Annotated in this window: 20 protein-coding genes; 16 read left to right on the plus strand and 4 right to left on the minus strand. The window is 72.5% G+C overall.

The features are described 5' to 3' along the window. Positions 1-83 precede the first annotated feature (83 nt). The 3 genes from ABH937_RS27740 (at position 84) to ABH937_RS27750 (ending at position 3,896) form a co-directional block, all read left to right on the plus strand. Positions 84-800 (plus strand): response regulator transcription factor, encoded by a 717-nt coding sequence (locus tag ABH937_RS27740; protein ID WP_280690523.1) that lies wholly within the window; start codon positions 84-86, stop codon positions 798-800. Next, a complete protein-coding gene (locus ABH937_RS27745) occupies positions 797-2,215 on the plus strand; it encodes a HAMP domain-containing sensor histidine kinase (protein ID WP_280690522.1) in 1,419 nt (472 codons plus the stop codon). Before ABH937_RS27740 ends, ABH937_RS27745 begins: the two co-directional genes overlap by 4 nt. Positions 2,216-2,516: 301 nt before the next feature. Beyond that, entirely contained in the window at positions 2,517-3,896 is a 1,380-nt protein-coding gene (locus ABH937_RS27750; RefSeq protein WP_370219887.1) for a hypothetical protein, read from the plus strand. A 161-nt stretch (positions 3,897-4,057) separates the two neighbouring features. Here the strand turns inward: ABH937_RS27750 and ABH937_RS27755 are convergent, their stop codons facing one another. Next, positions 4,058-5,014: a ricin-type beta-trefoil lectin domain protein gene (locus ABH937_RS27755; protein ID WP_370219888.1), complete on the minus strand. Its 957-nt coding sequence runs from the start codon at positions 5,012-5,014 to the stop codon at positions 4,058-4,060. A 291-nt stretch (positions 5,015-5,305) separates the two neighbouring features. Between ABH937_RS27755 and ABH937_RS27760 the strand changes: the two genes are divergently transcribed. The 11 genes from ABH937_RS27760 to ABH937_RS27810 all read left to right on the plus strand — a co-directional run bounded on the left by ABH937_RS27760 (position 5,306) and on the right by ABH937_RS27810 (position 17,555). Next, on the plus strand, positions 5,306-6,061 hold the full coding sequence (locus ABH937_RS27760; RefSeq protein ID WP_370219889.1) for a ferric reductase-like transmembrane domain-containing protein: 756 nt from the start codon (positions 5,306-5,308) through the stop codon (positions 6,059-6,061). A 1-nt stretch (position 6,062) separates the two neighbouring features. Continuing rightward, a complete protein-coding gene (locus ABH937_RS27765) occupies positions 6,063-6,530 on the plus strand; it encodes an ATP-binding protein (RefSeq protein ID WP_370219890.1) in 468 nt (155 codons plus the stop codon). Positions 6,531-6,672: 142 nt separating this feature from the next. Beyond that, positions 6,673-8,751, plus strand: a complete 2,079-nt coding sequence (locus tag ABH937_RS27770; protein ID WP_370219891.1) for an FAD-dependent oxidoreductase — start codon at positions 6,673-6,675, stop codon at positions 8,749-8,751. Continuing rightward, a complete protein-coding gene (locus tag ABH937_RS27775) occupies positions 8,748-9,005 on the plus strand; it encodes a hypothetical protein (RefSeq protein ID WP_280690516.1) in 258 nt (85 codons plus the stop codon). Before ABH937_RS27770 ends, ABH937_RS27775 begins: the two co-directional genes overlap by 4 nt. A gap of 129 nt (positions 9,006-9,134) precedes the next feature. Beyond that, positions 9,135-9,704, plus strand: coding sequence for a Rieske (2Fe-2S) protein (locus tag ABH937_RS27780; protein WP_280690515.1), 570 nt, complete (start codon positions 9,135-9,137; stop codon positions 9,702-9,704). Positions 9,705-9,901: 197 nt separating this feature from the next. Continuing rightward, entirely contained in the window at positions 9,902-10,696 is a 795-nt protein-coding gene (gene lepB, locus ABH937_RS27785) for a signal peptidase I (RefSeq protein WP_348533657.1), read from the plus strand. Positions 10,697-11,026: 330 nt separating this feature from the next. Then, positions 11,027-12,589 (plus strand): RICIN domain-containing protein, encoded by a 1,563-nt coding sequence (locus tag ABH937_RS27790; RefSeq protein WP_280690514.1) that lies wholly within the window; start codon positions 11,027-11,029, stop codon positions 12,587-12,589. 268 nt (positions 12,590-12,857) lie between these two features. Beyond that, positions 12,858-14,690, plus strand: coding sequence for a hypothetical protein (locus ABH937_RS27795; protein ID WP_280690513.1), 1,833 nt, complete (start codon positions 12,858-12,860; stop codon positions 14,688-14,690). Positions 14,691-14,884: 194 nt separating this feature from the next. Then, positions 14,885-15,898 carry a CAP domain-containing protein gene (locus tag ABH937_RS27800; RefSeq protein WP_370219892.1) on the plus strand — a complete coding sequence of 338 codons (1,014 nt, stop codon included), beginning with the start codon at positions 14,885-14,887 and terminating at the stop codon, positions 15,896-15,898. 206 nt (positions 15,899-16,104) lie between these two features. Then, on the plus strand, positions 16,105-17,031 hold the full coding sequence (locus ABH937_RS27805) for a Gfo/Idh/MocA family oxidoreductase (RefSeq protein WP_280690511.1): 927 nt from the start codon (positions 16,105-16,107) through the stop codon (positions 17,029-17,031). A gap of 143 nt (positions 17,032-17,174) precedes the next feature. Then, positions 17,175-17,555, plus strand: coding sequence for a hypothetical protein (locus ABH937_RS27810; RefSeq protein ID WP_370219893.1), 381 nt, complete (start codon positions 17,175-17,177; stop codon positions 17,553-17,555). A gap of 47 nt (positions 17,556-17,602) precedes the next feature. On the opposite strand, the gene ABH937_RS27815 is transcribed toward ABH937_RS27810, so the two are convergent. Then, entirely contained in the window at positions 17,603-19,567 is a 1,965-nt protein-coding gene (locus ABH937_RS27815; RefSeq protein WP_280690509.1) for a S9 family peptidase, read from the minus strand. Positions 19,568-19,781: 214 nt separating this feature from the next. Here ABH937_RS27815 and ABH937_RS27820 point away from each other — a divergent pair, with 214 nt between their 5' ends. Together ABH937_RS27820 and ABH937_RS27825 are read left to right on the plus strand one after the other, a co-directional pair. Beyond that, positions 19,782-20,246 carry a cytochrome P450 gene (locus ABH937_RS27820; RefSeq protein WP_280690631.1) on the plus strand — a complete coding sequence of 155 codons (465 nt, stop codon included), beginning with the start codon at positions 19,782-19,784 and terminating at the stop codon, positions 20,244-20,246. Between the two features lie 52 nt (positions 20,247-20,298). Continuing rightward, positions 20,299-21,627, plus strand: coding sequence for a lipase family protein (locus ABH937_RS27825; protein ID WP_370219894.1), 1,329 nt, complete (start codon positions 20,299-20,301; stop codon positions 21,625-21,627). Positions 21,628-21,649: 22 nt separating this feature from the next. On the opposite strand, the gene ABH937_RS27830 is transcribed toward ABH937_RS27825, so the two are convergent. Beyond that, positions 21,650-22,033: a VOC family protein gene (locus tag ABH937_RS27830; RefSeq protein ID WP_280690506.1), complete on the minus strand. Its 384-nt coding sequence runs from the start codon at positions 22,031-22,033 to the stop codon at positions 21,650-21,652. A gap of 159 nt (positions 22,034-22,192) precedes the next feature. Next, positions 22,193-22,933, minus strand: coding sequence for an alpha/beta hydrolase (locus tag ABH937_RS27835; RefSeq protein ID WP_280690505.1), 741 nt, complete (start codon positions 22,931-22,933; stop codon positions 22,193-22,195). Positions 22,934-22,996: the final 63 nt, after the last annotated feature.

Raw genomic sequence — 22,996 nt, forward strand, 5'->3', positions numbered from 1 at the left:
CGGGCACAGAATCCGCTAAGGAAGCCCTAAGCCCCGATTCACCGCCCGTGGACGCGGCCGACGAGTCGGCTACGGTGTGCGCCATGACGTCCGTCCTCGTCGTCGAAGACGACCCCACCATCCGAACGTCCCTGATAGAGATCCTCACCACGCACGGACTTCTGGTGCGCAGTTCTCCCGACGGGTTCGGCGCCCTGCGGGAGATCACCCAGTGGCCACCGGACGCGGTGGTGCTCGATCTGGGCCTGCCCGACCTGGACGGCGCCGACGCCCTGCGGATGATCCGCGGCCTGTCCCAGGTCCCCGTGGTGGTGGCCACCGCCCGCGACGACGACCGGGAGATCATCAAGCTGCTCAACGCGGGCGCCGACGACTACCTGGTCAAGCCGTTCTCCGGTGGTCAGTTGGTCGCCCGGCTGGCGGCCGTGCTGCGCCGCAGCGCCGCCCGCACCGGGGCCCTCGAAGCGGGCGACGTCAGCGTGTTGGGCAGCGGCAACACGCCGCTGGTCACCGGCGAGCTGCGGATCGACCCGATGGCGCGAACCGTTCATCTCGCCGACCAGGAGGTGAGGTTGACCCGGCGTGAGTTCGACCTGCTGGCGTTCCTGGCCCGCAACTGCGGTCGCGTCATCTCCAAGCGCGAGCTCCTCGACGAGGTGTGGCGCCAGCCGTACGTGGACGAGCAGACCGTCGACGTGCACCTGTCCTGCCTGCGCCGCAAGTTGGGCGAACGAGCCTCGCTGCCCCGCTACCTGCACACCGTCCGCGGCGTCGGAGTGAAGCTGGTGTCCCCGCTGTGAGAGCCACCCTGGCCATGGTCGCGCTGCTGGCGACCTCGATGGTGGCCGTGTCGTTCCTGATTCCGCTCGCCCTGCTGCTGCGCACACAGGTGCACGCCGAGGCGACCGCAGCCGCGCAGCAGCGGGCCGCGGTGGCGGTGGCCGCCCTCGCCCAGTCCAGCCAACCCGCTGACCTGGCACCGGTGGTGGCTCGGCTGGACTCCTCGGATCGGCTCTGCCTGCACCTGCCGGACGGGCAGGTCGTCGGCACCCCGCACGCGTCGGCCCAGCTGCTGGGCCAGGCCGTCCAGGACCGGGAGTCCGTCAGCCGTGACGTCGCCGGCGGGTGGGAGTACCTGCAACCGGTCTTCCTGAACCTCGACCGGGTGGCTGTCGTCGAGGAGTTCGTGCCGCGGGCAGAGCTCACCCGGGGCGTGACCCGCGCCTGGGCGGTGATGTCACTTCTGGCGCTGGGCCTGGTGATCGGCTCGGTGCTGGTGGCCGACCGGCTCGGTGCGCGGGCGGTGCGGGCGTCGCGCCGGCTCGCCCACGCCTCGGCGGCACTGGGGGCCGGCAACCTGGACGTACGGGTGGAGCCGGCGGGGCCCACGGATCTCTACGAGGCCGGCCTGGCGTTCAACTCCATGGCCGACCACGTGAAGCAACTCCTCGCGACCGAACGAGAGTTGGTCGCTGATCTGTCGCACCGGCTGCGGACGCCGTTGACCGCGCTGCACCTCGCGGTCGAGCAGATCGGCCCGGTCCAGGGGGCGGAACGGGCAGCCGCGGCGATTCACCATCTCGAGGCCGAGCTGGACTCGATCATCCTGGCCGCCCGGACACCGCTGTCCACCCGACCGGCGGGCCCGAGCGGCGAGATCGGGCGTCGGGAGGGCGGCGCCCGCTCCGAGCAGTCCGCCGCCCCGTCATGCCAGGTGGCCGAGCTGGCCGGACACCGCGTCGGCTTCTGGTCGGTGCTCGCCGAGCAGCAGGGCCGCGCGTGCGCCTTCGAGGTGACCGACGAACCGACGCCCGTTCGGCTGCCGGAGGACGACCTGGCCGCGGTCGTCGACGCCCTGGTCGGCAACGTCTTCCGGCACACGCCGCAGGGGACCGACTTCGCGGTGAGCGTGCAGCGGACGGCGCAGAGCGTCGTCCTGGTGGTCGAGGACGGCGGGAGCGGCATCGAGGACCCGGCCGGCGCGCTCTCGCGCGGGGTCAGTACGGGCGGGTCCACCGGCCTCGGGCTGGACATCGCCCGCAGCGCCGCCGACTCGACCCGCGGTGACGTGCGGATCCTGCGCAGCCCACTGGGCGGAGCGCGGGTGGAGGTGATCCTCGGCCTGGCCTCCGATCCGCGCCGGGTTCTCGGCCGGCCGTGGGGTCACCGGCGCCGAAGGGCCGGGGAGGCCCGGCGCGTCGCCCGGGGAGCCTGAGCGGCTCCGCGCTGTCCGGGAACTTTCGGTTCCGCTGAGGAGCACCTCAGCTGCGGCTTCGGCGCAGGTGTCGGGAAGCTCACCGGGCGGCCCCGAAATCGCGGGTGAGGGAAACCTTATGCGTTGGTTAGAGGCTCTCGTTGCCTGCGATTTCAGCCCCGAGCCGTTCATACGATCAACGGTGTCGGCAAGTGGTTCCGGACCGAGACCGACCTGCCTTTCCCCAGCACCGACATCGGCCAAAGGATCTCGTATGCCTCGACCGTCAGGAAAGCACCATTGCCCGTCCCGACGTGGCCGGGTGACCAACTGGAGCCTCGCGCTCGGGGGCGTGCTCGCCGCCGGCGCCTCGCTGCTCAGCGTCTCCTTCGCCGACACCGTTCCCACCGCTCCGCCGGTCGTCCTGTCCGATCCGAACTGCACCCTCACCGTGCCGGCCGACCCGCTCACCGCCCGAGGGTTGGCCACCCCCTACACCCTGACCGCCACCGATCCCGCGAAGGGCCCCTGCCACGAGTCGAACGCCGACCAGGCGGCGTTCGTCCAGGCCACCGTGCTCGACCCGGTCAGCGGCGCGGTCGCGGTCTACGACCCCCTGGTCATCGACAAGGGCAGCGAGCCCGCCGCCGCTCCGGTGCGCCCCGCGCTGCCGGAGCGGGCGGTGGTCGGCATCTGGGTCAGCTTCAACGGAGCCGCCCTCCGGCTGAACGGTCAGACCGCCGCCGGGAAGTGCGCCGGCCGATCCGCGAAGCAGCCGTTCAGCCAGTTCGCCTCCTGCAACGGCTCCGCGTTCTTCGCCGCCGCGACGGCCGCGGAGCGCGCCGGAAAGCTCACCGTTCCGCCGCTGGGCACGGCCCGTGACGGCAAGCCCTGCCCGACCACCCGCGACCTGGGCCTGGTCGACCAGGACCGCGCCGGCAACGTCACCACCGAGTACCTGACCACCGCACACGGCCGGACCGCGCAGAAGACCGCCGCGAACTCCGGGCGGCTGCACGACGGTGCCCTGATCCATGGCGGCGTCGCGCCGCTCAACGGCAGCGACAACGTGCTGCTGGACACCTTCCAGGACCCGGCACTGGGCTGCACCCCGTGGATGGCCCCCGACCTCGCCGACCCGGGCAGCAAGGCCACCGCGGTCGCCCTCGATGAACTCCAGGCGGCCAACTTCCAGGCGTCACCGATCGCGTTGGTCCCGCTCGGTGGCCCGCTGGGCCCCGGGGCCGGGCAGCAGAACCAGGGGCAGACGACGCGCTACGTCGCCGACGGAACACTGCCCCGCGACAGCGCCGGCGCACGCCGCGACCTGACGGCGTACTGCACGGACCTGGCCACCTTCGGTGCCCAACGCCTCAACCTGGACCGGACGTTCACCGCCGGGGCGGCGTCCCCGCAGGCAGCTCGGAGCCTCTTCGACTTCCTGACCCAGCGCCTGGCCGCCTCGCTGGCCAGCCTCGGCTGCCCGCCGGCCGGCCCCACCCCCGGCCCGACCGCGAAGCCCACCGCCACGCCGGGCACGACCAGCACGCCGAGCGGCAGCGCGATGGCGACCAGCACGCCGCCTCCCACCACGGCACCGACCGTCGCACCGCGTCCCACTGGGACGCCGACCCCCACCACGGCGCCGAGCCTCGCCACCTCACCGATCCCGACGATCACGGCCTTCGGCAGCCACTGGTAGGCCGGTGGCCGCACCTCTGGATCGGGCCGGACCGCTCCCCTGGGTCGCATACCTTCACCGGGTCGGCTGGACGGACCTCCGGCCGACCCGTCAGTACGGCACCCCTGTAGCCGCGCCCCCTGCTCCGGGGGATCGTCTTCGCGCCCTGCCCGGCGCCGACTTCAGCGGCTCACCGCGTTCGCCTGGCTGTCGCAGGTCCACAGCTGAAGCGGGGCACCATTGTCGGTGTACCCGTTCAGCACGTCCAGGCACAGGCCGAACTCGGCACTGACCAGGCCGCCGTCCGGCCGGACGTGCCACTTCTGGTTGTCGGCACCGGTGCAGGAGTTCGCCACCAGCCGGGTACCGGGCTGCGCGGGGTCCTCCGCAGGAGCCAGGCAGAGCGTGCCGCCCTCGGTGCTCAGCTCGGCGGCGGCGGTGAGGGCCCACTGCTGACTCGCACGGCCGTCGCAGGACCAGATGCCCACCTCGTTCCCGCCGGTCGTGACGTCGAGGCAGCGGCCGGACGCCGGCTCGACCAGCACGGCGGCGGGCACCGGGGCCGCGGTGATCGCCGGCGGGGGCTGGCTGACCGGCGGCATGCTGACCGGCTGCGTGGGTGCGGCTGGAGTGGGTGCCGCGGGCGTGGGTGCGGCGGGCGTGGGTGCGGCTTGAGTGGGTGCCGCCGGCGTGGGCGCGGCGGGCGTGGGTGCGGCTGAGACGGGCGCGGCCGGCACGGGAGCGGTGGGTCCGGACGTCGGCACGGCGGGCTGCGAGCCGTCCGGCCCCGGGGAGGGATCGCCGAACACGGCGACGGGCGTCCCGCCGGACTGGACGGCGGTCGGCGTGGTCAACGCGACGAGCTGGACGCTCACGGCGGCCGCCGCGGCCAACGCCACCAGGGCCATCGCCCCGGCGGCCCAGGGCCGGCGCCGGCCGCCGCCGACCGCCAGCAGGGCCCGGCGGCGGCCGCGCTGTTCCGCGTCGGTCGACTCGGCGGAGCGGACCGACGCCACGGACGGGAGAGGAGCGGTCTCCCACTCCGAGCCGGCCTGCGCCGGCACTCGTACGCCGTCCGCGTAAGGCGGTACACGGAGCTGCCAGTCGGCTTCCGGATCCGTCCGGTTGTTGCCTGTCATTGGCCCAACTCCTTCTCTTGGCGCGGAAGTACACGGCGCCGATGCGCGGTCTTCACGACCGCCTACGTGCTCGATCGTAGGAGCTGACCAGGGCCGAAGGGCCCCACCGCACGACCCCCTAAACATCGCTTAAGGTCCCGCTCACCCGGTCCGCCCGTCGTCCTCGGGTCAACACAGGCTTAGGGGTTGGTGAGACGCTCCTGTGCTCCGGGATTTCCGTCTCGCGACGATCCTACGATCGGTGTCGCCTTCCTCGGCACGACCGCAAGACCCTTACGGAGCAAGGAATCCATGACCTCGATTTCCGATGCTGTGCCGACCCTCGACGCCAAGGGCACGCTGCCGGGCGATGTCCGGGTGCGACTGCGCCAGGCCGTCCTGGTGCTCGTGGTGGCGGTGGCGCTCGTCGCGGTGCTGTCGCTGGTCTTCGCTCAGCCGGCATCGGCGGCGACCCCCATACCGGGCTCGCCGTTGGACGCCTACGACCGGCGGATTCCGTACGACACGGGCGTCCACGAGATCGCTCGCCTCTTCGCGATCATCTCCTACACGCTGATGGTGGCGACCGTCCTGCTCGGCATCGTGCTCCGCATGCGCTACTTCCAACGCAACGTCAACCGCAAGACGGTGTACGGGGCACACATGACCCTCGCGCTCTCCGCGTTGATCTTCGGAGCGCTGCACGGTGTGACCTTCTGCTACCAGAGCGTCTGGGACATCAGCACCGTCGACCTCCTCGTTCCGTTCACGGGCGGTCTGCAGCGGGTGCCGGTCGGTTTCGGCGTGCTGGGCACCGAACTGGCTATCGCGGCCGGGTGCTCGGTGTGGCTACAGCAACGACTCGGCTACGCGAAATGGCTGAGGCTCCACCAACTCGCCTACCTCGCCTTCGGGTTGATCTGGCTGCACATCTTCACCGTCCATCCGGAGCCGCGCCACGTCAACGTCGTCGCGGTCGGGGTCGCGGCAGGCGCCCTGGCCTGCCTGCTGGCCTTCCTGATCCGGGCACTGCCTTCCACCTCCAGGCTCCGCCAAGAGAGGCCGTGAGATGGCCACCGGCCACCGCGCCGTACACTCCCTCCGCACCCTGTACTCCTGGACCGCCGACGAGCCGAACCCGACGGCCCATGCCCGGCGTCGCCTGCGCGACGCCCTGACCGGTCTGCGCCTTCCCCCGGAGAGGGTCGAGGACGCCCTGGTCATGGCGAGCGAACTCACCGCCAACGCGCAGTGCCACGCCACAACTCCCTGCCTGTTACGGCTGATCCTCACCCGAGCCGCCGTCATCGTCGAGGTCCACGACAGCGACCCCCGGCAGCCGGTCCTCCCCGTGCGCGTCGACGGCGCGGGCACCCTCGACCCCGAGGACGACGACGTCGACAGCCGGTTACCCACCCTCGCCGAGAGCGGTCGCGGACTGCAGATCGTCGACGCCCTGTCCCAGGGCCGCTGGGGATTCCGGTCGGCGCACCTGGGGAAGGCGGCCTGGTTCGTGCTCGCCAGCGCGGTCCGCTGACCTGGCGGCCGGCCGGCGGCTCAGCAGAACCTTATGGCTTGGTTAGCGACTCCCGCCGCCCCGGACTTTCGCCTCGCAACGACTCTACGATCCGTCAAAAGCCCTGCCAGGGGCTCTTCTCGAGCGATTTGGACTCCACCCGATGACTATCCCGGCCATATGGTCGAACGAAGCATGGTGGCCGCAGGACGAACAGCGTCAGCAGGAACAACGGCCGCCGCAGCAGACCTCCCAGGCCCAGGGGCCATGGCCTGCCCAGGAACCGTGGGCCGCGCAGCAGACCGTGCAGCCGTGGGAGCAGTGGCAGCCGCAGAGCGTGCTCGACGCCTGTCAGCCCGCTTCCGCCCCGCCCGCCGAGTGGTCCCCCTGGTGGACCGAGCCCCAGCAGTGGGTCCCCGGCCACGACCAGCAGGTCCCGTTCGCCGGCACGATGCTCTCGTACGTGCCCGCGTACCCGGTCCCCACCTACCCGGTCCCCACCTACCCGGTCCCCACCTACCCGGTCCCCACCTACCAGGTCCCCACGGACGAGACGCCCGGCTACCCGATGCCCGCGCTCGAACTCGAGGCAGCGCCCGCACCCGAACTCGGCTTCGACCTCGGGCTCGAGACCGACCTCGACCTCGAGCTCGAGCCCGAAGCCGGGGCGGACCTGGAGCGCTGGCTGGAATACACCCCCGAGGAGTTCCTCCCCAAGCTCGTCGACGAGGCCGAGCCGGTGAAGGTCAGCGTGGACAACAACCGCTGCCACATCTACGGCATCTGCCAGCAGGAGGCACCCGAGGTCTTCCGGATCTCCGAGGGTGGTTCGCTGCACTACACCGGGACCGTGCCGGCGGAGTTCGCGGCCCAGGCCCGCCAGGCGGTCCGCTGCTGCCCGATGCAGGCCATCGCCATCCGCGGCGGTTCGCTGCCCGGCCCGGCCCGCCGTTCGCGCGGCGCCGCGGCGAGCCGGGACGGCTACCGGCGGATCGTGGTCGCCGGGGGCGGGCTGGCGGGGCTGAGCGCGGCGAGCCGGCTGCGCGAACGGGGCTTCGACGGCGAACTGGTCCTGGTCGGTGAGGAGGCGCGCCGGCCCTACAGCCGACCGCCGCTGTCCAAGCAGTTCCTGGCCGGCGAGCTGGTCGAGGACGATCTCACCTTCCGGGCCGACGAGTCCCTGGACGCGCAGTGGCTGCTCAGCACCCACCTGCTCGGGCTGGACACCGAGCGGCGGACCCTGGAGCTCCGCGGCGGCGAACGGCTTCCCTACGACGGCCTGGTGATCGCCACCGGCGTCGACGCCAGGCGGCTGCCCGAGACTCCCGTCGTCAGCGACCGGGTCCGCACGGTCCGTACCGTAGCCGACGCGGTCGCCGTCCAGCAGGCCATGCAGGAGGCTCAGGCCCACCACGTGGTGGTCCTCGGCGGCGGCTTCGTCGGCTGCGAACTCGCCTGCACCGCCCGCGAACACGGCATGGACGTGACCCTGGTCGTGCACAGCGCGCCGCTGCTGCGCCGGGTGCTGGGCGGCAAGCTCGGCGAGGTGGTCGGGCGCATCCAGGCCCGGGCCGGGGTCGACGTCCGGCTCAGCACACAGATCAGCGAGTGGACCGACACCGGCGCCGGACTGCGCCTTCGGCTGGACGACGGAGAGGTGATCGACGCCGACTTCGTCGTACTGGGACTGGGCAGCGTGCCCCGCACCGAATGGCTGGGCGGCAGCGGACTGGACATCTCCGACGGCGTGCTCTGCGACGAGACCTGCCACGCCGTGGACCTGACCGGCCGGCCGATCCCCGGCGTGGTGGCGGCAGGCGATGTGGCCCGGTGGCCCAACCTGCGGTTCGACGCCACGCCCCGGCGGGTGGAACACCTGATCCACGCGGTCGAGATGGGCCAGCACGCCGCCGACGCCCTGCTCCAGGGCCCCGCTCAGGCCGCGATCTTCACTCCGGTCCCGCGATTCTGGTCCGAACAGCACGGCAGGCGCCTGCAAGCGGTCGGGATGCCCGCGCTGGGAGATCGGATGGAGATCGTCGAAGGGTCGCTGCGCTCCGAGAACTTCGTGGCCGCCTATCACCGCGACACCCCACAGGGCAGCCAGCTGGTGGCCGCCGTCGCGTTCGACATGCCCCGCCAACTGCTCGGCTACCGCGACCGGATCGGCCGCACCGAGCGTCCCGACCGCACCCGTCCGCTCACGCGGTCCTCGGCACCGGCCGTCAGGAGGCGCCGATGAGCCGGCGACGATCCCGTCGTGGCCGCGGCTCCGCCCGGTCCCGGTCCCGGCGGACCGGCAGCCTGCTGCACCATCTGCTCAGCAAGCCCGCCCGAAGGAACGTCCGGTGGCGCTTCATCGCCACCGTCATGGTCGTCACGACGGGCCTCTACCTACAGGTCATGCTGACCGCGCCGCCGATGCCGCCCAGCAAGGCACCGGTGCCCGGCAGCAGCAGCGTCGCGCCGCAGCCCGCGGACGACCAGAACACCTGAGGACCACTCCTCTGGTCAAGCTGTGCGGGCGTCCCGTTGATGGCTCAAGCACAGTGCTCTTCAGCCCAGTTGGCCCACCGCAACGGTTCTGGCGCTCATTGACCGCCAGCTTTCGAGAAAGCGATCCCCATGTCCGAGAACACGGCCGCCGAAGCGCGGCAGTCCACCCCCTCCCGCCGTGCAGTGCTCTGCGGAACCGCCGGTATCGGCGGTGCGGCGGCACTGGCCCTGTGCGGTTGTTCGTCGTCCGCGTCAGACGGATCCGGCTCGATGGGCGCCGGGAACGCCGCCACTCCCACCGCCATGGGTGCGGGCGGCCCCGCAACCGGCTCCTCGGCCGCCGCCGGCTCCCCCTCGCCCGGCAGTGCCGCCGCGAACGGTACGGCCGACCCGTCGATGTCCGGCGGCCCCACCGTGCTCGGCAAGGCGATGGACGTTCCGGTCGGCGGTGGCGTCGTCTTCCCCGCCGCCAAGGTGGTGGTCACCCAGGCGACCGCGGGGCAGTACAAGGCGTTCAGCGCGGTCTGCACCCACAAGGGCTGCACCGTCTCCAGCGTCGCCGACGGAGTCATCAAGTGCCCCTGCCACGGCAGTACCTTCAAGATCGCCGATGGCTCGGTCGTCGGGGGACCGGCGATGTCCGCGCTGCCCACGGTCGGGGTCAAGGTCGACGGCGGCAACCTGGTGCTGGGCGACTGATCCGCCCGCGGTCCGGTGGCGCGAGAACGCACGAACCATGCGCGGAGCGGTCGGGTTCCGCCCGGTAGCAAGGGTTGGTGACCGTGGAGACGTCCGAGGTGGTGTCGGGAGCCGCGTCGGGGTCACGCGCCGTCAGGGGACGTGTGGAGCGGCGCCGCAGCGCGCGCCGGGCGGCCCGCCGACGGAAGCGTTCCCTCGTGCGCGAGCTGCCGGTGATCGCGATGGCGGCACTGGTGATGGCCCTGCTGCTCAAGACCTTCCTGGTGCAGGTGTTCGTGATTCCCTCGGGCTCGATGGAGAACACCATCGACGTCGGCGACCGGGTCATGGTGGACAGACTCACCCCGTGGTTCGGCGGCGGGCTGCGGCGCGGCGACGTGGTGGTGTTCAAGGACCCCGGTGGCTGGCTGGAACCCGGCCGGCAGAACGCCTCGGACCCACCGGTGCTGCGCGGGGTGAAGGAGGCGTTCTCCTACGTCGGCCTGCTGCCCTCGGACAGCGGGCAGGATCTGATCAAGCGGGTGATCGGGGTCGGCGGGGACACCGTGGCCTGCTGCGACGCCCACGGCCGGATCACCGTCAACGGCACCGGGATCAACGAGCCCTACCTCGCCGACGGCAACGTGCCCTCCCGACTCACCTTTCGCGTCACCGTGCCCGAGGGGCGGCTCTGGGTGATGGGTGACCACCGTGACGTGTCCGCCGACTCGCGCTATCACATGCGGAGTCCAGGCCAGGGGACCATCCCGCTGGCGAACGTGGTCGGCCGAGCGATCGCGATCGCCTGGCCCGTCTCGCGCGTCCAGCCGCTGGACACCCCGGCCGCACCGTCCTCGCTGCCGGCCGCCATCGGACCCGGGACCGCTCGCCGACCGCTCGGTCTCGACCCGCCCCTGCGGCAACCCCGGCCCACCGTCGGCCTGTTGGGAGCCCTCCCGTGCCCGGTGCGGCGGCGGCCGGCGGTTCGGCGGCGCGAGCGGTGCACCGGCTGAGCAGGAACACGCCCCACGTGCAACTGCGCAATGCCGCGACCGGGTTGTGCCTGGCCAACGCTGTTCAACGGCTCACCGGCCGCACCGAGGGAGTTTGGCAAAACTCCGGCAAAACGCCGGGATGCCCACCCGCAGGCCTACTCTTCTTTCCCTGTCGGGTGTCCCGGCGCGGCTCGCTCAGCGTCGCGTACGGGTCCCCGACCCAGCCGCACGATGAGCGGGGCAGGCTCCGGCCGCGCACCCGGCGGACCGGCGGGCGCCCTGCCGAGCACGGCATCGCTCCCGTCCCGCACCCTGCTGAAGGTGGGAGAGCAGTTGTCAGGCACGCCGATGGGCAGTCCTTCCGACGCCGTTCTGCTCGCGATCCTCCAGGCGGGGGCGCAGCCGTCGGTGGATCAACCGGTGCAGGGGGACCCGTCGTCGGGCGGTGTCGAGCCCACGGACCCCCTTGCCGAACTGCGCTTGCGTCATACGTCGGCCCTGCTCTGCTACGCCCGGTTGGCCGACGGCGACGGCGACCCGGCCCAGCTCGTGGACATGGCGTTCCAACGGGCGCTGTCCGGAGAACACTCGGGCGCCCTGCGGTACCGGTTGCTCGAACTCGTCCAGCAGTGCGCCCCGAGTCCAGCGCCGGCCGGCACGGGCCTGCCGCTGACCCGACGCGTCTTCACCGCACTGCCCGGGGTCACGCAGGCCCTGCTGTGGCACGTCCTGGTGGAGCAGGACGATCCCGAGCACGTGGGTGTGCTGCTGGATCTCGAACCCGACGAGGTGCCCGACCTGTGCGCCGACGCGTTGGGCCGGCTGCGCACCTCCTACCTGCGGGCGTTCACGGGTTGGGTGCCGCAGGAGACCTGCCGCCGGTTCACCGGTCTGCTGGACGCCGCCACCCGGCCCGTCGATCCCCGGGTGGACGAGGACTTCGAGCGGCACGTCAGCGGATGCCACGACTGCCGCCTGGCGCGCGGGGATCTGGAGGGCCTGAACGCGCGCCCCGGCCCGGTCCTGGCGCGTGGGTTGCTGCCGTGGGGCGGGGCCTACGTCGCCGCCCGGACCCTGCGCGCCGGCGACGTCCCGGCGCGGTCCGGCACACCTGCCGCGGCGGGCCTCCCGGCCGTCGCAGCCGCGCAGGAGTCGGTCACGAGGCGACCAGCGGCCCAGGCCCCGCGCGTTCCCCGTCGTGGCGCGCAGCCGTCCGACCGTGCGGCCGGCCGGCCGCACGACCCGGTGACGGCGGCGGCCCGACGTCCGTGCGGTCCGGCCCGGCGGGCGGTGGCGAGCGGTGTGGCGTTGGCCGCCATGCTGCTGGGCCTCGTGGTGGCCGGTACCGTGAGCGCCCTGCTGCCCCGCAGTGGCGGGGCCGTGGTCACGGTCTCCGCCGCGGCGGACGGTCCGCCGGCTGTCGGCGCGGTCTCGCCCCCTTCCTTCCCCACCACGTCCCCAGCCCACCAGGGTTACACCTACGTCCAGTTGGTCAACGCCGGGTCGGGTCTGTGCCTCGACGTCCGGGACGGGGTCCTGCGGGCGGGCGCGGACGTCGTGCTGAACCCCTGCACCGGGGACCCGATCCAGAAGTGGGCCGTCAGCCGCGGCGGGGTGATCCGCAACCTGGCCGACCCCACCTACTGCCTGGCCTCCGACACCGGTGCCAACGGTGCCGCCGGGATCTGGCCGTGCTTCGCCGCGGGCGTTCCCGAGCGAGCGGACGAGGTCTTCGCCATCACCGAGGCCGGTGCGATCCGTCCGGTCGCCGGCCCTGGATCCCCCTCCGCAGAAGTCGAGTTGGCCCCGGACGGCGACGATCCGGGCAGCGGCGTGACGGCGACCACGGTGAACGACGGGTCGTCCCGCGACTGGCGCGCGGGGGGTGCGGTGACCACCGCCGTCGGTTGAGCGGCGCCTTAGGTGTCCCTTAGGGAATCACCCGGCGGTGGGATCCGGCCCCGGACGCCTCCTACGATCGATCACATCGGCGTTCGCTCGATGTCGAGAGCCGAACTCCTCCTGTGGTCTCGAAGCTGACACCTGCGCGCCATTGAGCACCCGTCAGCGATCGGCCGTCGCCCTCATGGACGTGTCCCACCGTCATGGCACCTTCTTCAGAGGATCTCCCATGCCCCCAACACCAACCCGCCATCGCTCCCGTACCCGAAGCCGTCGGGTGACCACGCTCAGCCTCAGCCTGGCCGGTGTCATCACCGCAGGCGTCGCCCTGCTGGGGGTGTCCTTCGCCGCCACCACGCCGCCGGCCGCCCCGCCGGCCCAGCCCAACCCGAACTGCACCCTGCGGGTGCCGGCCAACCCGCTCACCGCCCAGGGCCTGGCCACGCCCTACAGGTTGACGGCCACCGATCCGGCCCAGGGCGCCTGCCACGAGTCGAACGCCAACCAGTCGGCCTTCGTCCAGGCCACCGTGATCGACCCGGGCACCGGCACCATCTCGGTCTACGACCCGCTGGTCATCGACAACGGGAGCACCCCGGCGGCCGCCCCCGTCGTGCCGACCCTGCCGGCCAACGCCGTGGTCGGCATCTGGTTCGGCTACAACGGCAACACACTCACCCTGGCCGGCCACACCGCCGCCGGAAACTGCGTGGGCGGCGTTCCGGGCGGGCAGCCGTTCGGCCAGTTCGCGTACTGCGACGCCCCCGCCTTCTTCACCGCGGCCGACACCGCCGAAGGCGCCGGCAGGCTCACCGTCCCGCCCCTGGGCACCGCGAAGGACGGCCGACCCTGCCTGACCACCCGCGACTTCGGCCTGGTCGACCAGGACCAGAGTGACAACGTCACCACCGAGTACCTGGCCACCACGCAGGGCACGATCGCCCAGAAGACCGCGAAGAACGGCGCCGCCCTCGGAGGCGGCGCGACGATGCAGCCCGCCGCGCTGCTCAACGGCAGCGACAACCTGCTGCTCGACAACTTCGAGGACCCGGCCCTGGGTTGTACCCCGTGGACGGCCCCGGACCTCGCCGACCCCGGCAGTATGGTCACCTCGCTCGCCCTCAACGAACTGCAGGCGGCCAAGTTCCAGGCGGACCCCGTCGCCGTCGTCCCGCTCAACGACCCGATGGTCACCGAGAACAACCAGCAGAGCCGGAACAAGACCAACCTCTACCGCGCCGGTGTCGATCAGCCCGCGCTCGGCGCCACCGCCAACGGTGACCCGGCCGCCTACTGCACCGACCTCGCCACGGTCGGCACCCGACGCATCAACCTGGACAAGCCGTTCACCTCCGTCGCCGCCTCCCCGCAGAACGGGCAGACCCTCTTTGACTTCCTGACCCAGCGCCTCGCGGCCTCGCTCACCAACCTCGGCTGCCAGCAGGCCGGTTCGACGCCAACCGCCACGCCGACAGCATCGGCATCGGCATCGGCCACCGCCGTCCCGACCGCGATGCCCACGTCCACCGGCCTGCCGACCGCGATGCCCACCTCCAGCGCCGCTCCCACCACCGGATCGACTCCCACCTCCAGCGCCGCTCCCACCACCGGATCGACTCCCACCGCCAGCGCCGCTCCCACCACGCCGGCCGGCGGCTGCACCCCGGCCCAACTGCTGGCCGACCCCGGCTTCGAAGCCGGCACCGCCCCGCCCTGGCAGGCCACCCCGTTCGTGATCGACAACTCCGGCGGGGAGCCGCCCCACTCCGGCACCTGGGACGCCTGGTTGGACGGCTACCTCACCCCGCACACCGACACCGTCTCGCAGCAGGTGACCATCCCGGCAGGCTGCAAGGCGAGCCTCAGCTTCTGGCTGCACGTCAACAGCGCCACCCCGAACAGCACCGCCGACACCCTGACCGTCGTGGCCGACTCGACCACCTTGGCGACCTACTCCGACCGGAACTCGGCCAGCGGCTACCAGCAGAAGACCCTGGACCTCTCGGCCCTCGCCGGCCGGACGGTGACGCTCACCTTCACCGGTGTCGAGGCCAAGGGCTCCTCGCGGGTCAGCTTCGTGCTCGATGACACCGCCCTCAACGTCTCCTGAGCGCTGCCACCCGCAGGTCCGTGGTGTCCCCGCCGTGCCCGCGCGCAGCGGGGAGACCACGCCCCGGCACTGCGCCCCGGGCCGACTCACCACGGCTGTGGACCCCGGCGCGAAAGCCTGTTCCAGGTTTTCCGTTATCCGCTGACGTCCTGGGGGTCTCCTGTCACGAAGGGCCGTCGATTGAAGGAGTGCCGATGACGCAGTTCACCACCGGAGCCGAGTCGGTTGCGCAGCCCTGGGGCGGTGAGGGGCCGGCAGGCTGGCACGACCCGGGTGCGGCCGCCCGCAGGCCCGGTGGTGGGGCCCATCGCCGGGTCGGCAACGGGCGGCACCGGGCGAGGCGGGCGGTGCCCGGCGCCAAGCCGCTGCTCGCCGCGGTCGCGGTGGCGGCGACGGCGGCGAGCGCGGTGATCGGCGGCGGGGCCCTGACGTCCGGCCCGCGGGACGGCAAGCCGCTCTCGGCTCCGGAGCCACCGCCGGCGACCGACGCCCTGGCGAGCACCGCGTCCGGCTCACCTGCCGGGGCTCCTGCCGTTTCGGCGGCCCCGGCTCCGCAGACCACCGGACCCACCCGGCTGCCCGGCCCGTCCGCCAGCACGACGCCGGTGAACCGTCCCACCACCGCTGCACCGTCGAGCGCGCCCACGCCGGCCGACTCGCAGACCGCCGCTGCCTCCCAGACCCCGTCCGGTCCCGCCCCAAGCTCGAGCTCCAGCACCGTCGCCGTCCCCGCTCCCGTCCCCGCGCCGAGCTCCACCGCCGCCGGAGCCCCCGGCTCCGACCTGGACGCGGCTGCCGCCCAGGTACTGGCCGTCATCAACCAGGCACGCGCCGCCCAGGGCGTCGCACCGCTGCAGATGCTCGCCGGCCTGCGGACCAGCGCGGACGCCCACAACCACACCATGGCCGCGGGCTGCGGACTGCAGCACCAGTGCCCGGGCGAGCCCGCCTTCGGCGCCCGCGAGAACGCCGGCGGCGTGCAGTGGACAACGGCCGGCGAGAACATCGGCGAGGGCGGCCCGGTCGCCGGCACCACGGCCGCGATAGCCGGCATGGCCGTCGGGCTCACCAACAGCATGCTCGCCGAGCAGCCGCCGAACGACGGCCACCGTCGCAACATCCTCGACCCCGCGTTCCACCACATCGGTATCGAGCTGCTGCGCGACTCCTCGGGAACGGTCTGGATGACCCAGGACTTCGCCGACTGACACGCGCGGCAGGACGACGACGCCCGGGAGCTCCGCTGCTGACCCGGTTCTCCAACGCGGTCCTCGGGTGCACGGCCCGACCTCCACCGTGGCAACGGGAGTTGACAGGGCACCAGCACCGGCACGCACGCGTTGTCGGGCCCGGCCGGCGGGTCCGCTCCGGTCCGGTCCGCCCGGGAAAAAGGTGGTGTGACAGGCTGGCGGTCATGCGAATCGGACTTCTGGGCACTGGTCCCTGGGCGCGACGCGTCCACGCGGCGGCACTGGCCGCGCACCCCGAGGTGGAGTTCGCCGGCGTCTGGGGCCGACGGCCCGAGGCGGCCGCGGAGCTCGCCGCCGGCCACGGCGTGCCGGCCTTCAGCGAGGTCGACGCGCTCCTCGCCGCGGTCGACGCCGTCTCGATCGCGTTGCCGCCCGACGTGCAGCCCGCGCTCGCCGTGCGCGCCGCCGAGGCCGGCCGCCACCTGCTCCTGGACAAGCCGGTCGCGATGGAGGTCGAGCAGGCCGCGGCCGTGCTGGCGGCCGCCGAGCGCAACCAGGTCGCCGGCCAGGTCTTCTTCACCCTGCGCTTCGACGAGGGGCAGTCACGCTGGGTCGAGGAACAGGCCGCGGCCGGGCCCTGGTTCACCGCGCACGCCCACTGGCTGTCCTCGGTCTTCAGCTCGGGCGACAGCCCCTACGCCGCCTCGCCCTGGCGGCAGCGCAAGGGCCCGCTCTGGGACGTCGGCCCGCACCTGCTCTCGGTGCTGCTGCCGACGCTCGGCGACATCGAGCAGATCACTGCGGCGCCCGGCGCCGGGGACACTCTGCACCTGGTCCTGCGGCACGCGGGCGGCGCCTCCAGTTCTGCCGCGCTGAGCATGACCGCACCGCCGAAGGCGGCCGAGATGGCCATCGAGCTGCGCGGCGAGGACGGCGTGACGCGGATCCCCGGCTCAACCGCGGGCCCGGTCGCCGCCTTCCAGCGGGCCGTCGACGCGCTGCTGGCGGACGTCCGCGGGGCGGGCGCTGGCGCCGCGCGGGCGGGTGTCGCACCGTGCGATCTGGCCTTCGGGCTGCGGGTGGTGCGAGTCCTGGCGGCTGCCGAGGAGGCTCTGCTCACCCAGCGCACGGTGCGGGTGACCGCGGGCTGAGAGCCCGGCGGCGGGGCCCACCTCCCGGTGCTCCCGATCAGCCGGCCGGTGCCGCGCTCGCGTCGGCCTGCCGCTGTGGCAACGTCCGCGCGCGTTCTCAGGCCCCTGCCGGGCTGCCCGGCCAGCGCGCTAGAGTCCCTGCCATGCGATGGCGGGGCGAGCAGAACACTCGATGGCGTTTGCGGCAGGACCGCCTGGCGTGGCGGGCCAGGGTCAAGCTCGGGATCATCGACGAGCTGACCCCCGGCGGCCTGGGTACCGACCCGATCTCGTTCGTCCTCGCCCTTCCCGCGTTGCTGGTGGCCGCCGTGCTGGTGCCGTTCTGGCTGGTCGAGTTCGCCCTTCGGCTGCTGCTCGCACCGGTCGCGGCGGTTCTCCGGGCGACCGGCGTGGTCCCGTACCGCCTGGACGTGCTGCGCAACGGCAGCGTCGTCGCCACACACACCCCGGTGGGCCGACGGCGCCGTCGCGAGGTGCGTGCGGCGGCCTCGCGCACCGGACGCAGCTCGCTTGCCGCGAACTGAGGACGTGCGGATCATCAACTCGCCTCGATGCCCACCCTGGTACGGGCCTACAGCCAGCGGTCGTACCAGGCGCGGATGCGCCGGAGGGCGTCGAGTTGATGAGCGCGCTCGTGAAGCCCGTGGCCCTCTCGGGGGTAGACGACGAACTCGTGCTCGACGCCGAAGTGGCGCAGTGCGCGATGGAAGTGGACCACCTGGCCGAGTGGGACGTTGGTGTCCTGCTCGCCGTGCAGGATCAGGACCGGGGTGCGGATCCGGGACACGTAGGAGATCGGGCTGTTCCGGTCGTGGACGTGCGGTCCCGGCCCGTTCCAGCCGGTGCTGCCGCCGAGCGCCGCGTCCATGATTCCGTCCTCGCCGGTCCCGGCCTGCATGCCCCAGTCGCTGATGCCGGCGCCCATCACGGCGGCCTTGAACCGCTCGGTCCGGCCGATGGCCCAGGCCGCCATGAAACCGCCGTGGCTCCAGCCGGAGATGCCCAGGCGTTCGGGATCGGCGACTCCCTCGGCGACCAGCAGGTCGATCCCGGCGAGGATGTCGGTCCACTCGTCGCCGCCCACCGCGCCCGCCACCACGGCGGCGAATTCATGGCCGTGGCCCGACCCGCCCCGGGGATTGGCCAGGAAGACCGCGTATCCGGCGGTCGCCAGCCACTGGCCGCAGTCGACCACAGTGAGGGTGAACTCGTCGGCATGGCGGAAGTAGGGGCCGCCGTGGACCAAGGTGACGAGCGGGAAGGGACCCTCGTCCCGAGTCCGGCCGGCCGGCAGGATCAGCAGGCCGTCCAACTGGAGTCCGTCGGACGCCTGGTAGCCGAGCCGCTGCTGGACACCCCAGCGGATCCTGCGCAGTTCGGGACTGGTGTCGCTGAGCTGGAGCAGTGGCCCGCCCGTGGGTCCCGCGTGGACGTTCTTGGGCTCGCGCGCGGTGCTCATCAGCACAGCGAGGGTCTCTCCGGAGTGACTCGCAGTGAGCCCGGCCAGCGTGCCGGTCGCGCAGGACAACCGGTGGAACCGTAGCGACTGCGGATCGAGCCGGTACAGCGCGGTATCCAGCCCCTCGGCGAACAGCGCCAGCGGCGGCCCGTCGGCGACCTGCACCAGCTCGGTGGGGCAGGCGGACCTGCCGACCGTGAGATTGCGCTGTTCGACGGTCGGGCCGGTCGCCGGCGGGACCGTGTCGATCACGGCGAGCGCGCCCACCAAGTGCCCAGGGGTCACCGCCAGGTGGGCCAGGTGCCAGTCACCGTCGTGATTCCACCAGACCGGGGACCGGGCCTCGAATCCGACCGGACCCAGGTCCTGGACGGCTCCCGTCTCCGGGGCGACCAGATGCAGTCCTGCCGTCGTGGCGCCGGGATCGAGCTCGGGGGTGGCCCAGCTCAGCACGGCCAGCGGGCCGCCGTCCGGACGCTGGGTCACCTCCACGACATGGCGGTCCCCGAGGCCGTCCACGGTGCGGGCCGCGCCGGTCGCCAGGTCGAGCAGGCGCAGCCGGGTGACCGGGAGGTGCCGGCCCCAGACCTTCGCGTCGTCACCCTCGGCCTCCCGGCGTTCGTCCGCCGCGGTGGGCTCGTCCTCGGCGAGCAGCGCGACGGTGCGGCCGTCGGCGAGCGGGTGGTAGTCGCAGATGCCCCCGCGCCACCTGGTCAGGGCCGCTGCCCTGGCGATGTCCGCGCTGCCGTCCAGCGGGATCCGCTGGAGTTGAGCGGTGCCCCGCTCCTCGCGGTCGGAGGTGAAGAACAGAGAAGCCGAGTCCGGCGCCCACCTCGGGGCGGCGTCGCAGGCCGTGCCGTCGGTCAGCCTGCGCGGGGCTGCGCTGCCATCGGCGGCGGCGACCCAGACAGAGCTGTGCGGATGTCCGTCCCTTCCGCTGTTCGCGACCACGCCGTAGGCGACCAGGCGACCGTCCGGCGAGATGGCCGGCGCCACGGGGGCGGCCATGTCCACCACCAGGTCCGCGGTGAGCAGGTCGGTCGACCCGGGAATCGGTCGCGGTGCAGGGTGCGGCATGCGGACTGCCTTCCACTCGTCAGTACGACAAACGGACATCCTGTCGCACGGACGCGTCTGTGTCAGTCGGGTTTCGGAGGCATCGGCCGGCACATGCGCTCTCCGTTCCGGTTGCTCGACCGGCTGCCGACGCCGGCCAACCGCCGCTTCCGCCAGGCGTGTGCCACCGTGAGCCAGGTGGTCGAAGACGCGATCGCCGCCCGCCGTCAGCCGCCTGGACCTCGCCCACCGGGTGGTGGCGGAGACGTTGCGGTACTACCCGTCCGCGTGGTTCTTCAGCCGCACCGTCACCGCACCTGTCGAACTGGCCGGCAGCAGGCTCCGGCAGGGCAGCGCGGTGCTGCTCTCCCCCTACCTCATCCACCACCGCCCCGACCTCTACCCGGAGCCTGAACTCTTCGACGTCGACCGGTGGTTGCCCGAGCGCCGGGCCGCTCTGGCGCGCGGGGCCTACATCCCGTTCGGGGCGGGCTCCCGCAAGTGCATCGGGGACGTCTACGCCCTCACCGAACCTCGGCTGGGCCCTCAACTCACGCCGCTACCTGGAAGTCGACACCCTCCGCCTGACCGACAACCCGGCACTGCTCACCTCGCGGTCCGGGCCGGATCCGTCGCCGACGCCCACCGCCACCGAGCAGGCCGGAGACCCTCGGTGATTGTACGGATGGTCTACCCGTAGGTAACTTACTTCGCAGTCAGAAGTGGGACCCACCTCACGACTTCGGGGAGCCATGTACAGAAGATCTGTCCGTCGCCTGGCCATCGTCGCTGCCACGGCGATGGCGTTGGCCACCGCCCCGTCGGCCTGGGCCGCGACGGCAAGCAGCACCGCGAGCGATTCCTTCTACACCTACGACGGGAGCGCGCCACTGTCCGCGTTCGCGCCCGGCACCGTGCTCAAGACGCGGACGGTGCGGTACCACATCGTGGGCATCGCCACACCGGTCACCGCGATCCAGCTGCTCTACCGCACGACCGACGCCCAGGGGCGCCCGGCGGCCAACGTGACGTCGGTGGTGCGCAGCAGCACGGGTGACAGCACGAAGGCGGTGTCCTACCAGTCGTTCTACGACTCCCTGAACCCGCAGGACGGGCCGTCCCGAGCCATCGCCGGGAAGGTGACCCTGGGCGGCACGCTCGCCAACTTCGAATCCGCGGCCCTCTCGGCGCTGTTGCTGCAGGGCGACAACCTCGTCATCCCGGACACCGAGGGCCAGTCCGCGGACTTCGCGGCCGGACCGGAGTACGGCTTCAACACCCTGGACTCGATCCGGGCCGCGATCAACTCCCCGTCGACCGGCCTGAACGGCGCGACCAAGTTCGGCCTGCTGGGCTACTCCGGCGGCTCCATCGCCACCGATTGGGCGGCGGCACTCGCCCCGACCTACGCGCCCGACGTCAACGAGAACCTCGTCGGCTTCGCGGAGGGCGGGCTGCTCGTCGCCCCGGCGCACAACCTGAAGTACGTCAACGGCTCCGTCGTCTGGTCCGGCGTCATCCCCATGTCGATCGTCGGGGTCTCCCGCTCGTTCGGCATCGATCTGACGCCGTATCTGAACAGCTACGGTCTCCAGGTCTACCACCGGCTGCAGAACGGCTCGCTCCTCGACGCGTTCGGCCACTACCCCGGCCTGACCTGGCAGCAGATCGCGAAGCCGCAGTACGCCGACCCGGACTCGGTGGCCCCGTTCGTCGAGGCGGTGAACAGGGTCAACCTGGGCTCGGCCCCCACCCCGACCGTCCCCGGCTACATCGCCCAGGGTGACGGGGGCGTGCTGGAGGGAACCTTCGCCGACCCGCCCGGCATCGGAACCGGCGACGGCGTCATGGTCGCCGGCGACGTGCGGGCACTGGCCGACCAGTACTGCGCCACCGGCGACCGCTCGATCAGCTACGACCAGTACGACCTGCTCAGCCACGTCGGAACGGCGCCGGTGTGGGCGCCCAAGGCGGTGTCCTGGCTCGACGACCGGTTCGCGGGCAAGCCGGCCCCGTCCGACTGCGGACACATCCCGGCGGGCAACTCGCTCGCGCCGGAGCGGACGGTTCCCCCGTCCTGACCGCCGGCCGGGGCGCACGCGGTCAGACGGGCTGGAGCCGGGTGTGCAGGAGGCAGAACACGTTGCCTTCCGGGTCGGCCAGGACGTGCCAGTTCTCGGTGCCGGTCTGGCCGACGTCGGCGCGCTTGGCGCCGAGGGCGAGCAGCCGCGCCAACTCGGCGTCCTGGTCACGGTCGGTGGCGTTGACGTCGATGTGGAGCGGGAGCTTCCCGGTCCGCGGGTCGCTGCTGGGGCTGAGGACGAGGGTGGGCTGCGGGCCGCCGAAGCCGGTGCCGGGCGGCCCGATCTCGATGCTTCCGTCGTCCTCCCGGCCGAGTTCGACGTAGCCGAGGACCTGGCTCCAGAACGCGGCGAGCAGGTCCGGGTCGGCGCAGTCGATGACCAACTCACTGATGCGGCATGCCATGCGCGTCAGTGTACGTGGACGACCCGAGATGGCTCTGTTCACGGCTTCGGGCACCACGGGCCCCTGCCGAGTCGGCAGGGGCCCGTGGTGTGGAGAGCCGGGACAACAACGTCCAGGCCGACGCCGCCTACCGGCTGCTGCCGGCCTGGCGGCCCGGTCTCACTTCAGGTGCCGAGCGAAGAACCCGGCCGCGTCGTCCCCGGCGAACTGCGGGACGCCGGTGTGCCCGCCCATGTTGGCGTGCAGCGTCTTCTCCTTGGAGCCGAAGGCGTCGAACAGGTCCAGGGCCGCCTGCCGGTCGTTGCCTTCATCGTCCCACTGCAGCAGGACGTGCAGCGGAATGGTGACCTGGCGCGCCTCCTCGAACATGGCGCGAGGCACGAAACTCCCGGCGAAGAGTCCGGCGGCCACGATGCGCGGCTCGACTACCGCAAGGCGAACGCCGATGGAGATCACTCCCCCCGAGTACCCGACCGGGCCGCCGATCTCGGGCAACGACAGGAGGGCATCCAGGGCGGCCTGCCATTCCGGGACCGACTTCTCGACCAGCGGGAGGATCAGGGCGTCGATGATCTCGTCGCTGACCGGCTCGCCGGCTTCCATGGCCCGGCGCAGGTCGGCGCGAGCCTGATCGGCGGCGGGCCAACGGGGCCGGTCACCGCTCCCGGGAAGCTCGATGGTGGCCGCGGCGAAGCCATCCGCCGCAGCGTGCAGGGCCCGCGCCACCAGTCGGGGGTACATCCTGTGCAGTCCGAGCGGGGGGTGGCCGAGCAGGATCAGCGGTGCCGGTGCGGTTGCGGAGGCGGATCCGGGCGTCCACAGGATGCCGGGGATCTCGCCGAGGGTGAATTCGCGTTCGAGGACGCCGTTGTCGAGGCGCTGCTCGGAAGTGAAGTGCATGGTCGTGCCTTTCGGGAGGGCTCTTGAACGGCGCTCCCGGACGACCTATCGCCCGACCGTGAC

Source organism: Kitasatospora sp. GAS1066B, from assembly GCF_041262605.1.
Lineage (GTDB): Bacteria > Actinomycetota > Actinomycetes > Streptomycetales > Streptomycetaceae > Kitasatospora.